This window comes from Agrobacterium sp. ES01 (genome assembly GCF_050320885.1).
Classification (GTDB): Bacteria; Pseudomonadota; Alphaproteobacteria; order Rhizobiales; family Rhizobiaceae; genus Allorhizobium.
The window spans coordinates 949,082-961,630 of the sequence record NZ_JBNQTH010000001.1; the positions used below are offsets into that span (position 1 = coordinate 949,082).

Here is a 12,549-nt window from a genome sequence, read left to right on the forward strand (position 1 = left end):
ACTCGGAGCTTGCTCGCCCGGTACTGTTCCGTCGACACCTTCCTATCGATCTTTTCGGAGATGCTGCCTATCGACAGACCCCGCTCGCACAGCTCAATCAGCCTTGCGTCCGTCTCGCGATCTCATCTCTTTTTGCTCATTAATGTCGTCGTCGGGATCGCGGTCTGTCGCTCGGGCGGCAGCGACCAGCTCCGTGGCTTCGGCCATGATCTCGATTTCCGAAGCCACTATATTCGGTCCTCCGAAGCGGTGTTCGGCTGCAATCTGCTTCGTCGCATCCTCTAAGCGGCGTCGAACATCGGCCAGGAGATACGCGCTGACGTCCTCGACGAACCTTTCCTTGTCCTCGGACGCCCGATAACCGTCTGTGGCGACCAAAATGTTACGTAGCGGAAACACCCTACCATGCTCTTCGCACACCCTGACGAAGAAGGCGGCCGCCTCGGCGATGTCATCGGCCATCGGGCAGCTCCATGTTTGCCGTGAGCTCCGAGAAGGTCCTCGGCGTGAAATCGACGTCAGGCATATCGACACCGACGTCGCGGCTCAGGCCGTGTCCCGGAAGCCGGCCGTGTGAATGCCCGTAGAAGTGGACAGCGCCGTGATGCGACGAAGGCCAGACTCGGGCAGCGTAGTGAGACATGTAGACGTCGCGGCCGCCGTCTTTGGTGCGCAGCGCCTGGGACGGCCGCTCTGCCCAGCCCAGAGTCGCGAGGGCCGGGTGTAGATTGCCCTTTTTGTCGACGTCGTGGTTTCCGATGATCAGATACTTGCGGCCCCGGAGGCGGCCAAACAACTCCCGCACCCTGTCCTCGTTACGTAACAGGGCGAAGGCGAAGTCCCCGAGGTGATAGACGATGTCTTCGTTCCGGACGACCGAATTCCAGCAAGCGACGACATGTTCATCGTGTTCTTCGATGGAGTTAAATGGACGAGGCTGCATGTCGAGCAGGCGCGCGTGGCCGAGGTGGGTGTCCGAAATGTAGAACTTGCGTACGAACATCTGACCCTCGCTCATACTGCCAGCGACAGCTGCACGGGGGCATTCGCCCGCAGCGCGCTGACAATGACATCGCCCTCGATGAGACCGCGATGGATGAGCAGCTCGACAAGTTCCTCGAACGCGTCGCGGTTGCGCTCAAGGATATCGCGAGCGCGGGCCGCCTGCTCCTTCAGCGCGTCGTCAACCCGCCGACGGAGGCCGGGATCGAACTGGCGATCCGCAGTGAGGGTTTTCGGATCACGGTGACCGTCTGAAAGCATCGTGTCGCCCATCCCCAGCGACACGAACGCAAAAGTCATGACGTTGGTGGCCTCGGCGAGATCGGCGATAACACCGTCTCCGTGAGCGCCGAACACCATGCGCTCGGCAGCCATGCCACCGAGCAGGTGAGCGACACGGTCTGCGTACCAGAGATGCGTTCGGATCGACGGAGCCATCTCGACGGAGGCGTGTCCGGCGATTTGATCATCGATCTTCGGATTGCGCTCCCTCTGCACGACAACCTCGTGCACGGTCGCACCGAGGACGGCCGCAACGACCGCATGTCCAATTTCGTGGACGGCGATCAGCCGGATTTCCTCGTCGGTGCGCGGCTCCTTTCGGGGGAACGCTCGGCAGACGTGGACCTGACGGAGCGGCCGACCCTCACGGCGCGCAAGGCGTTTGGCTTGGCGTGCGAGCTGCTCCAGATCAGCACCGGACATCCCTTCGGAATGCTTGCGAAGCAGCGCCAGGGGGAAGTCGGGGCCGACGCCGAGGTGTTGCTGAAGGATAGCCTCCCTCGCCTCGGCGTCCGGAAGCGGAATCTCGATGTGACGGTCAAGACGCCCGGCTCGACGGAGCGCCTTGTCGATCCCCGACGGATCGTTCGTCGCGCCGACCACGATAACGCCCTCACGCTCGAGCGCGCCGTCCATGCACTCCAAAAGCGCGTTGACGACACCACGCGTCCACTCGTCCGCTCGGGCGTCACCGATGCTGCCGCGTTGCGCGAAATTGTCGATTTCATCGATCAAGATCACGGACGGCGCATGCAGTCGCGCCTCGTCGAACGCCGCGCGCATCGCCCCGATAAGATTGCCCTGATGGCCGTCACCGGTTCCGAGCCAGGCGGAATAGCTACCGACGACGAGGTGTGCGTTAAGGCTCTTCGCCAGTGCCGCGGCATACGTAGTCTTGCCGCATCCGGGAGGCCCGGAAAGCAAGACTCCGTTATCGACGTCTGACCAGTCAATGGTCCCGCGACGCCAGTCTTTAATGTCCCGTGCAAGTTCCGCACCCCAGACCTTGGCCTCGCCGTAGCCGTGCAGGTCTTCAAGCGGACGCACATCCGGGACAACTCGCTTCGGCGTCTTGGTTTTCTTCCCGTCCTTCTCTGCTCTTTCGGCTCGCTTGAGGTCTTCGACGACCTTAGCGGCGCGCTCGTCTTCGAGGGCGATGAGATGCAACTCATGGCTCTCGGCAAGGTCGCGAGGCGACATCAGTGCAAGGCGGCGGTGACGCCACGGCATCTTGATAAGAAGCCGAGCCTCGTCGGCGGAGATGACGCGACCCATTTCTGCCGCAGCCTGCACTACCAGCGAGGGATCAAACTCGATGTCTACGATACCGTCGGCGAGGCGTACCGAAAAATGGCGGAGGTCGTCATGGCCGGCCTCGGTCAGATACAGCATGCAGCGCGGGCCGGTGTTCCCGCCGAAGATACCTTCAGACGTCAGCAATTCCACATCATACGCGGCACGCGGCTTCTCGCCGTCAACAGCATCTTCGATATAGCTGGCGACGTGTCGCAGGTTGTTGACGTAGTCCAAGGCCGGCCGCAACCACCGATCGGCTTCCGTGCCATCCGGAACGGTTACGATGTAGATTCCGGCCGCCCCTTGGCCGAGGTCGGTGAGAACACGGGTAAAATGAAGACGGGCAATAGCGCCTTCGAACGAAGGCTTGTAATCGAAGCGAGACATCGCGATCTCCTGCAAACACATGATAGCTTCGCCCCGCCGATCGGCAGGGGCGTGGGGGCTATCGGGCTATTCGCAGTGCAGACGTCATCGCTCGGGTCTCCAATTCGTTACGGCAAGGTGCCGGGCTCGATCTCTGAAGTCAACGCGATGTCCGCAGATCACGGCGCTCCGGTTAACAGATTGCGATCGATCAGAACGGGACGTCCGCTTCATCGACCACGCTATACGCTGCTCGCGTATAGGTCATTGGCGAATGATCGATCAGGCGCATGCCCGCGTCATAGCGCTTCTTTCGGTACGGCTTGGGCGGCGCGCTCGGGACGCGAAGAATGTGCATGCAGGCCTCTTCGAGTTCGCCCAGGTCGAACGTCGAAAGCGCACCAAGGATTTCCATAAGGTGCATCCGCATCGTCGGCTCGCCGTCAACTCCCTCGAGCCAGTTCAGGGATCGGGCCAAAAGCGCGTAGTGCAGATCGCCAAGACACTCCACCATATCCTGGCCACCGATCATCTCGATACTGCAATGCCCGATGATCGGAAGGCTGCGCATATGAGGCTCCGAAAGTAGGTGTTTACGGTGCGCGAAAACCGCCTTGAGTTTTTCCGTCTTCTGTTCTGTTGTCAGCACGCTCGTTAATCCTCTCCGTAGCCAAGCTTGAAATCATCTCCGAGCCTGAGGTCTTCCATTTCGTCTTCTTCGGTGTAGTCGTCCGCGTGCCAGACCTCTTCCTCGATCCATGTCTCCGCGGCGTGTCCAGACGCACACCTTTGCAGTGCATTGGGGAACTCCGGGACGTCGGCGGTCGCTGTAGCTGTAGGATCGGCCATCACCGCCATGCCGGCCCAGAGCCGGAACGCCGACTTGAGTCCCTCGGCGTCGAGAACGGACGTCAGCAGCGCACCCGTCATGGCCCCGATCCGGACTGTCGGGTCAGCCTGAGACATGCTGAGGTCGCGCCGCCAGCGATCGGAAAGTTCCTCTGCGGGGACCGTCGTCATAGCCTGGGCCTGGGCGAACCATTTAACCGGTGGATGCTCGTATTCCCTCCGCAGTGGCGAATATCGACGGTCTTCTATGCGGCCGATTTGCGCCGGCCCGAGATCGGCAGGGCGGTGCGCCCAAAGAGATTTCGTGCCGTCGGAAACCTGAATGTGGAATGTCGCGCCTTCCGGAACCGGCCTTCCCCGACCAGAGCCGCGCTGCGGTTTGATACAGACGACCTCGAAGGCGGTCACATGCTCGGCGATCTCGGCGAGCGCCTTATCCAGGACCCTGGTGAAATATGTGATGTGGATGTTGCCGTCGTCCTGCGAGTAACCGATGAAGGCTGCCAGTTCTGGCAATGTCGGTGTCCAAGGCTTCCGAACTCGAAAGTCGTACCCCGCCATAAGCGCGAGCTTCGGGTACAGTCGTGCGGAGTACTTGCACTTGAACTTAGGGAAGACGTTGATGTCGAGCCAGGTGTACGACCTGGACTGGAGGATCGCGTCACGGATGACGGCAGGGATTGAGTAGTCGATGACTGTCGCCCCCGTCAGTCGGTTTGTCGAAGCCGCCAGACCGTCGATCAGCGGCTTGCATACGCGGCGCGACGTCTTGGGATCGACAATGTGATATCTGACAAGCGTCCGCATCAGGCGCTCAAGACTGCACCAGACACGGTCTGGTTTCGCGACGCCGAGGTAGTCGCACATCTGCCGCATCACGATCTGATGCTTGGGTTTGTCTATTCCGTCCAACCGTGCGCATGCCAAAAGGTACTCGTGACAAGCGCTATCCTGCGCGGTCAACTCGTCGGCACCAACGACAGCAGCGGTCTCGACGAGGATGCGGGCTTTCTCCACCTGCGGCTGATCCAGCATATGCCTGTTCGGACCAGTCTCCTGCGTCCAGTCACCAGCGCGTATCCCTTTCCGGTCTTTCCCACGGACGATGTGTTCTCCGCTGCGCTGTGAGACGGCGAGGACTTGGGTACCGTCCGACCGAATGTGTGTGACTGCGACTGACATGATTTCCACCTCGTTAGGATTATCATGAGTGCCGGCGGCAATTAGCTCCAGTATTATTTGGTGATTTGATTTATTTTTATTCATTAAGAATTCCCGGGAGTGGAAATCTTCTCAATATAACTCTTGCATAGCGGACATTTTCTCACCAAAAGAAGGGACTTTTACTTAGGCTCTGCCAGCACATTTTAGTGGTGATACAGATGACCAGTATACACACGCCTCGGCTACCGTCGGGTGTCGGAGTGGCGTCAGACTCGTGCGAATGGCCTCCTCCATCACCATACGCCAGGCACAGCGGACATCTTCTCACCAAAAGACAGGCACTTTCGCTTAGGGGTTCTAGGCGCTGTCAGCAGAATTTAGCGGTGATATAGAAGACCTCTATATTTGATAGCTTGGACTGCAGGATTCTGGGTTCTAAGCGCCTAACGGATTCTTGGTTTCTAGGGCTCCGCGATGAAACGAAGAACGGGGAGCTTCGCTTGGTTTCTGTTTTGGGTCGAGGCCATGTGAAATCCCGAGAAAGCCAGTCAGCGTAGCGTCGACAACAATGAGCGTCAGCACCAGCCGATAGCAAGAATATGTTGTCCTGGGGTTCCAGACCCTGTTGATCTTAGCTTTCCAGAATCCTTTGAATTCGAGACTCCAATCTGACGGAGTTTGGCGGAGCCGTCGTTTCGGGCGCGATGAAATCGCAATCTACATGTGGACGGAATTAATTTAATCTACATGTAGATTTTGATTGCGCGATGTTACGCCGTCCGGCAGCCTCTTCATATAGACCCCGATGGCGAACGACATGGCGACTGACACGATGATCGAGGCGACATTGGAAGACGCGGCTCTGACAGCCATGGACGCCGCGATGTTGGCCTCGATGGTCGACGAAGAAGCCCCTCTGCCGAGGCCAAAGTCGAAACGCGGTCGGAAGCCCCGCCTAGATCGTTCCGGGGAAACGCCTGAGGAACGCACGGCTCGTAAGACACAGCACCAGCGTGATCGTCGTGCAGCCATTGCGAAGAAGGCAAAGGAGTTGCGTACGGTCATAAGAGATGCGGACACGACACGACAGGCGCTCGCCGACGCCGCTATGGTTCTGCTCCAGCGAGGCGGCCCCGTGGCTGACGAGATTGAATGCATGCTCGCGAAGGTGTTTACCCACCAGATCGGCGCTCCGATTTCGATAAGGGCGGAATGTGCGAACCGGAGTCTGAACCCTAAGTATCTCTCGTATCCGGCGATGTCGCGCGAGGAGCGCTTGCAGCGTCTACGGTTGATTTGATTTGACACTCGGGCGAGGAAGTCCCAATTCCAATTTGCGATAACGTGCGACGGCCGGGTCCCTTAGCTGCCGTTTTTCTCCCTTGCACCGAAACGCCGTTCCATTGGGTTGGAAACGGCGTTCCGGGAGAAACGAGATGGCGCGGCAATATTTCAAGACGACAGAGCGGCAGAGATCATCGGCAGCCATAACCAGGAAGCAGCGAGCCAAGGTGCGCAAACCGCAGGCTCGTGACGTAGACGAAGCCCTCAGTGCAGCCGTCCGTCGTGCATCAAGGGACTATCATCGCGACCTCTTGTCTGGTTGTTCGGTAGCCATCGAGCCGGTGGAAGTTTTCAACTATGTCTTTCAGTTGACAATCGATCACCTGGTAGACGTCCGGAGCATGAACCTCGAGAAATCGAAGGCTGCATTACGCGAGCGCCTGATGAAAAAACGTCGGTATCTCGTACCGGCTAAATCTGGATGATTTTTGGCATCTCCGTTTCGAGGACCGCATGTAGCGTCCCTCCCTGCGACTGTTTCGCGATATTTGTCTCGATTCCCCCCATTACTCCAAAGATTTGAATCGGAAAAAAATTAATAAACGGCGTTTCGAATTTCGCCGGCGTAAATCGCTAGGCCCGGATGCAATGTATGAGCGCTCGTTCACGATCAACTCGGAAACAACTCCGTCCGCCAATTCATTCTAACGGATTGCGTACTAACTATTACTGAAACCATTAATCGTTCAGTTTACGTATTATTCACCGATATGAAATCGACAATTGTGTCCATAAAAATCCGATATAATATTTAAAAAAACGCTTGCTTCGTTTCTGTAGTGGATCAATCCTTGTTGTTGAGATTTAATCCCAGTTAGTTGAGTCGACGAAATGAAAACACTACTCGAAACGCTCCGCCATGAGGTCCGTCCCGACATTATATTCTCGACGGCCCACAATCGACTTCGGGAATTGAATGAGACGCTTCCGCATCACAGGGGGGAAATATTCCTTTTGTCCGCCAAGCCGGAGCAAATTGAAGACCTCATCGTGATCATGCTGTTCAGTGAGAAGCTTACACTGTTCAGGCACCCCTTATACGACAAGGTCGATCAGGCATGCACGTGGGTGTTGAAGAAGAATATGCATGCCATCCACTACGAACAGAGATTGATGGCCGCCCGCCTTGCGGACATCGTCATGAACCCGCCAACCAAGGGCAGGACAATCGGCCTGAGCGCCGCCTGAGCACGCCGTTTACCAGCAAACCAACAAGAGCCGCCTCCAGGCGGCCTTTTTTCCATTCCCCCCCGGACATCGTGGCCTCATCGACTTATGTCGACAACGAACTGGGGGAGGGAGCGCGATAATGGACTACACAGATGACGAGAATATCGGCCTCAAGGTCCTGCTGGGCGAACTCGACGCCGAGCCGATGCGCATGGTCAGTCAATCGATGCCGGAGTACCTCGAGGTCTCAGTCGGTAGGCTGTTCATCACTTGGTCGCGCAAAGTCGACCGCGACATTGCGGCGGGCTTGGGCGCGCCGCTGCCATGTCGTGACCTCGGCCGATTTGAAGACTGGATGCAGCGGTGGGTTCTCAAGACGGACGTATTCCTCAGACAATATCAATACGAGTTGGTAGAGATCATCGACTGGCTCCTGCTCGCTGGTGCTGCGCGCCACTCGTGGCTTGAGAATGTAGACGAGCGCAACCGACCACGGAAGCTGATGAAGTGCCATTCAGTCCAGATGCTCTACAACGAGTCGGTGAAATGCTTGCGCGGGCGTCAGCCGCGGCGCAGGTCATCAATTGACCTAACAGAAGCCGACGAGCGGCATCTTGCCGACATCGGCGCTGGCTACGCCGTTGTAGAGCTACTCACTGCGGATGCTCTAGACGTCGAGAGTGCGCGCATGCGGCATTGTATTGGGCAGGGCAACTACGACGCCAAGCTCGGGACACCGGGTTTTCGTTTTTTCTCAATCCGAGATTCCAGCGGCCAACCACGCGCGACTGTAGAGGCGACGCCCAAGCTCGTCAGCGGACAATTCGTCAGCGTTATCCGACAACTGCGGGGTCCGCGAAACATGCTTCCAGAGCCGCATGTCGTCGAACTATTCACCGCGGCGCTCGACGACATCTTGACCGACGTTACGCCTATGGCCGCCCAAGCTCGACGCCCCTCTTTCGGCTGATTTTGACGCTCGCCGCCGACAGTTACACAATATCTGGAGCCGCAATCGGAGAGCGGTAGGGAGAACGACGATGGAAGAACTCGACGAAATGGTCCTATCGCTATGGGCCATAGAAGCATACAAAGGGTATTCACCGGCACAGCACGAACGCATGATACGTTACGTTCGCAGTCTGGCTGCTTACGACGTCACCAGACCGACTTGGAAACGTCCATTGGACGTCTGTCATTTCGACTCTCATCCGATTCACCAGAGGATCGAGCCGACGATCCGCGCTGAGAGGCAGTCGGCTCTTGCCCACGGCCTTAGGGTCCATGAGTCTTACAAGAGTTGCGCAAATGCGTTCGGCGACCTGGAGCTGGCCGATATCGACTAAGTCTCGGACATTACAGACCGATATAGACAAGGCACGGCCGTCCATGCGTCATAACTGAGCTCAGCTCCACAGATCAGCTGGAGCGCGAAGACGGCCGCAAACGTCGCTACCGCTGCTTCCCGATGATAACGTGCACTATTGGCGCTGTCTCATCACGGAGCCCTCTACGCCATCTCCGCGGAGGGCGTCACCACGATCCCAGTGGCAATCACCAGTGCAATCAATGTGCGAGTTTATGCTTCCGAGCGTGATCTCTGACCTGAATACCACGGGTCCTGCTGAGCCGGAGCGGAGTGGTAGGTCGAATTGGCGGTTTGTTAGAATTTAACTCAGGTTGCCGCTTCCATAGCGGCGAAATGAATAGGGTCATGATTTTTGATGCCATTCAGAATGCTGACGACGACGTCTTTGGCTTCTGCCATATCGGGCAACTTCATCCCGCCTCCCCGTAGCAAACTGTGAGAGTAAAAGTGCATGAACTTCCGAGCGCGCTCGCAGTCGACAGAATCCGGGATCAAGTGGGGCAGCTTTTCGTCGATCGCACTGAATTCGAAAAATTTAAACGCGAGATAACCTTCAACGAAACGCCGCGCCATGTTTCCGATATTGAAAATGACAGCCGGGTCGTTTGAGGGTGACCCCACGTATGCTGCGAGCTGGTGATAAAGGAAAAGGTATTCGGACCTGAATTTTAGCACTGAGGATGGGCAGTTGATAAGGCGCGTCCTGAAGACTTCGTTTTCGTCTGCACGCTCGGTCATGAAGGCCGCCGCGAAACCGGTGGGCTTCCTGCTCGACATCCAGTCCCAGCACAGGTGGAAGAACTCATAGTTATGGGTGGAGATGAACACCTGCTTTGCCAGGCAGCTCCATTTCGGGTTCGAGTTGGCATCGAACTTCAGGAATATGGACTTGAGGAACGCATTGATGTGCAGGAGGTGGTGGGAATCCAGGCTCGAGATGGGGTCATCGATATAGACGACGGTCTGCGCGAGTTCGTTTCCACTTTCCAGGAGCTTTGTGACGAAGTAGCAGAACGCGATGGCCGTGCGCTCGCCCTCGCTGAGGTTTCGTGCCGGCCGATTACCCCGCATCAATAGGTATCTGTCCCCCTCGACCACTTTCACCTGGATGTCTTGTTTTCCGAAGAAGCGGTGAAGGGCGCTGTTTATCTCTTCGGCCCCCTTGGTTGCCTCGGACAACTCCGCTTCGAGCGCGAGCACCTCCTCACCAAGCGTTACTGCAGCCTTTGCGCTCTCCGCCTCATCCGACCTAGCGTCTTGGATTTTCCGCTGAAGATCATACAGGTCGATACGTCGCATGGCCTCAGCAGCATAATGTTCTTTCAGGCGTTCGGCGGCCGTGTCACGTTCTGCCTTGAAGCTTAACGTCCTCTCGTTGTTAACGTCGATCAACGCTTTGAACCTCCCTGCGGACGTCAAGACATTGGACAGCGCTGGCACGGTGTCGGGAGGTAGAATGACTTCAAACGGATTGCTCTCCTTCTCCCGGAGTCTGCCGATCATATGGTCGATGCTGTCGTTGAACGTTTTCTTGGTCTTCCCGAAATCAGCACCGGCCTCCGCATGCTCCGCATGAAGGTCGGCGTAGAATTGCCCGCGTCCGTAGACAGAGCCATCGACCGTGATCTTCGCTCCCGATAGCGTTTCGATCAACGTCGCTATTCGTGTTTTGAGATCGGTGAAGGCTGTTGAGAAATGCGCGTTGAGGGCCTCTCTGCGATCGAGCGTAATGATGCCATGGCAGAACTCACATCGCTCGATGTCTCTATGGATATGGGTACCGCGCTCAACCCATGCTCCGATTTTCGGGTGTTCGGCCAGTCTGGTCAACGTGCCGGATGAACCGATCTGCTCGCGCAGAATGAGGGTAGCCGATTTCCAGACCTCGTCTATCGGATGCGCATTGACCTTCAACGTCGGCAGGGCGTCTTTTTCTTCCGATGTGACCTTTGCCTTCGCCGATTTGAAGTCCTCTTCACTTAATGGCGCAGGGATCGTGCCATTCCAGCCGGCGGCAATTCTGGTAACATGGCGACGATCTAATCGACCCGGAAGCTCTCTCACGATCTGGCTCGCGCATTCGGTCTCGGCGGCGCTGATAATTTCCGCCAATCGCCTGGCCTCGCTATCAGAGGCGGCACGCAGTGAATTTGCCCTCTCGAGTTCTTGGCGTCGTTGATGGAGCCGTTGCTGTTTTTCAATGTTTTCCGCACCCAACAACAGGATCGGGGTGAAGCCGTCCGTATTGTCCCAGAGAAGATGTTCTCGCTTAAAGTCTTCGTTGAAGACCCTCACGATGACAGGCGTCGTAAAGGAATTGTCCCGTGCGACACCGTCGCTGTGGGTGAAGGAGAATTTCGCGGCGGCGTAGTCAGAATGCAGTGCACCGAGTTCCAAACAACGAAACACTCGCGAGAGGGTCGTCTTACCCGAATAGTTCCAGCCGTAGATCAGGTTGAACGGCACGAAATCTGCCAGCCCTCCACCCGAGAAATTGTCAAAGACCCCGAATTCTCGAATGTTCGATATGCGCCTGAACATTTCTGCCCCCGTCATTCGTCGGCACGGCTTCGACGTCCTCGACAGGTAGAATCGTTATCGTAAAATTCACGCGGTCGGAAGGCGGTTGCAGTCTGTATTTTAGGCAACCCTTCAGGGTTCGATAGGTGGGAGCCCACGAACTCTGAACGTCGCTACGAATGTTCAAAGATTATGAGCCGAAACGCAATGTCAGTTCAAACTGCTACGCGATTAGGTTGGCGAGTGATTCAAATCCGAGGAAAAGCAGAACTGCGATAGCGAGCGCGATGCCTATCGGCTTTAATAGAACGAGAAGCAGCGTTCTCATGGTGAAGTCGGCCGCCGATCCAACCCACTTGTTCCCTGTCGGCGGCACGAAGTCACCGTCCACCTGTCGGGGATGGAAATGCCTAAGGAACCAAACGCGCGTCGACTCTCGAAAGGTGGGATCAGTATCCGCACTGGAGACGTAAGCATATGCGACCAAGTCTTTGATGTCGCGCTCCAAGAGAGTCTTGAGTTGATATCCCGTATAGTGCCCAATCCTCAAAAAAATAATCTTCTCTTCCATCCGACCTAACTCAGAATAGGCACCGTAGATCGAAGTGACTACCTGGCCTCCATCGCCAAGGCTGTAGTGTAGCGTTGCGCCATGCTCGAAAGCCGGTTTCCCGTTCAGGTCTTTCCTGCCCATCAGATGCCCTGCAAAGCCAATTTCGTAAGTGCTCTGCCTATGGATTTCGTATGCCCCCTTTTCATTCCTTCTAAGGATTGCCTCCTTGTCGGGCAGCACAAATCCCCACTCGCGCTTGAGTATCTGGAATCGCTCGAATTCTTTCGTGAAGCGCATCGCCTCTTCCTTCGCAGCGTCCAAGAAGACATCGAACTCAAGGCGTCCGCTGATCCTCCTATGGCGAGGATACCAGAATGGATTTTCCCGCATGCCTAAGCATCTCCCCCAAACAATTCGATTCCACTTTTAGTAAGCAGCGCGCCCCAAGCCTGAAACCTAGATATTCCCTCTTGGGTTTAAGCATCGATCGTTAGACTGACTACCCCGTCTGTATCTCACGACCCCAGTTCCCTTTAAAGCGGCACTATGTAAAGTTGCAGCCATGCGATTTACAGAATCAGGTCCGTCAATACCGATCGAATTGCTCTCGGCGCGAGATCAAGGCGAGGTCGTG

Annotated in this window: 12 protein-coding genes; 5 read left to right on the forward strand and 7 right to left on the reverse strand. The window is 56.6% G+C overall.

The window, feature by feature from the left end; all coding sequences use genetic code 11:
- Positions 1-93: 93 nt before the first annotated feature.
- From ACQQ2Q_RS04750 to ACQQ2Q_RS04770, 5 genes are all read right to left on the reverse strand, one after another.
- Positions 94-462, reverse strand: a complete 369-nt coding sequence (locus tag ACQQ2Q_RS04750; RefSeq protein WP_428185869.1) for a hypothetical protein — start codon at positions 460-462, stop codon at positions 94-96.
- A complete protein-coding gene (locus ACQQ2Q_RS04755; protein WP_428185870.1) occupies positions 452-1,003 on the reverse strand; it encodes a hypothetical protein in 552 nt (183 codons plus the stop codon). The genes ACQQ2Q_RS04750 and ACQQ2Q_RS04755 overlap by 11 nt, the downstream gene beginning before the upstream one ends.
- A gap of 11 nt (positions 1,004-1,014) precedes the next feature.
- Positions 1,015-2,967, reverse strand: a complete 1,953-nt coding sequence (locus tag ACQQ2Q_RS04760; RefSeq protein ID WP_428185871.1) for an AAA family ATPase — start codon at positions 2,965-2,967, stop codon at positions 1,015-1,017.
- Positions 2,968-3,157: 190 nt separating this feature from the next.
- A complete protein-coding gene (locus tag ACQQ2Q_RS04765; RefSeq protein WP_428185872.1) occupies positions 3,158-3,595 on the reverse strand; it encodes a hypothetical protein in 438 nt (145 codons plus the stop codon).
- Positions 3,596-3,600: 5 nt separating this feature from the next.
- Positions 3,601-5,061 carry a hypothetical protein gene (locus ACQQ2Q_RS04770; protein ID WP_428185873.1) on the reverse strand — a complete coding sequence of 487 codons (1,461 nt, stop codon included), beginning with the start codon at positions 5,059-5,061 and terminating at the stop codon, positions 3,601-3,603.
- 715 nt (positions 5,062-5,776) lie between these two features.
- On the opposite strand from ACQQ2Q_RS04770, the gene ACQQ2Q_RS04775 reads away from it, so the two are divergent.
- The 5 genes from ACQQ2Q_RS04775 to ACQQ2Q_RS04795 all read left to right on the forward strand — a co-directional run bounded on the left by ACQQ2Q_RS04775 (position 5,777) and on the right by ACQQ2Q_RS04795 (position 8,819).
- The gene (locus tag ACQQ2Q_RS04775; RefSeq protein ID WP_428185874.1) at positions 5,777-6,259 is read left to right on the forward strand and encodes a hypothetical protein; all 483 of its coding nucleotides are present in this window, start codon (positions 5,777-5,779) and stop codon (positions 6,257-6,259) included.
- 136 nt (positions 6,260-6,395) lie between these two features.
- Positions 6,396-6,728: a hypothetical protein gene (locus ACQQ2Q_RS04780; RefSeq protein WP_428185875.1), complete on the forward strand. Its 333-nt coding sequence runs from the start codon at positions 6,396-6,398 to the stop codon at positions 6,726-6,728.
- A 406-nt stretch (positions 6,729-7,134) separates the two neighbouring features.
- Positions 7,135-7,491, forward strand: coding sequence for a hypothetical protein (locus tag ACQQ2Q_RS04785; protein WP_428185876.1), 357 nt, complete (start codon positions 7,135-7,137; stop codon positions 7,489-7,491).
- A 121-nt stretch (positions 7,492-7,612) separates the two neighbouring features.
- Complete coding sequence (locus ACQQ2Q_RS04790; protein ID WP_428185877.1) at positions 7,613-8,443, forward strand: hypothetical protein; 831 nt, start codon at positions 7,613-7,615, stop codon at positions 8,441-8,443.
- A gap of 70 nt (positions 8,444-8,513) precedes the next feature.
- Positions 8,514-8,819 (forward strand): hypothetical protein, encoded by a 306-nt coding sequence (locus ACQQ2Q_RS04795; RefSeq protein ID WP_428185878.1) that lies wholly within the window; start codon positions 8,514-8,516, stop codon positions 8,817-8,819.
- Positions 8,820-9,148: 329 nt separating this feature from the next.
- On the opposite strand, the gene ACQQ2Q_RS04800 is transcribed toward ACQQ2Q_RS04795, so the two are convergent.
- Complete coding sequence (locus tag ACQQ2Q_RS04800) at positions 9,149-11,383, reverse strand: AAA family ATPase (RefSeq protein ID WP_428185879.1); 2,235 nt, start codon at positions 11,381-11,383, stop codon at positions 9,149-9,151.
- Positions 11,384-11,585: 202 nt separating this feature from the next.
- The gene (locus tag ACQQ2Q_RS04805) at positions 11,586-12,305 is read right to left on the reverse strand and encodes a hypothetical protein (RefSeq protein ID WP_428185880.1); all 720 of its coding nucleotides are present in this window, start codon (positions 12,303-12,305) and stop codon (positions 11,586-11,588) included.
- Positions 12,306-12,549: the final 244 nt, after the last annotated feature.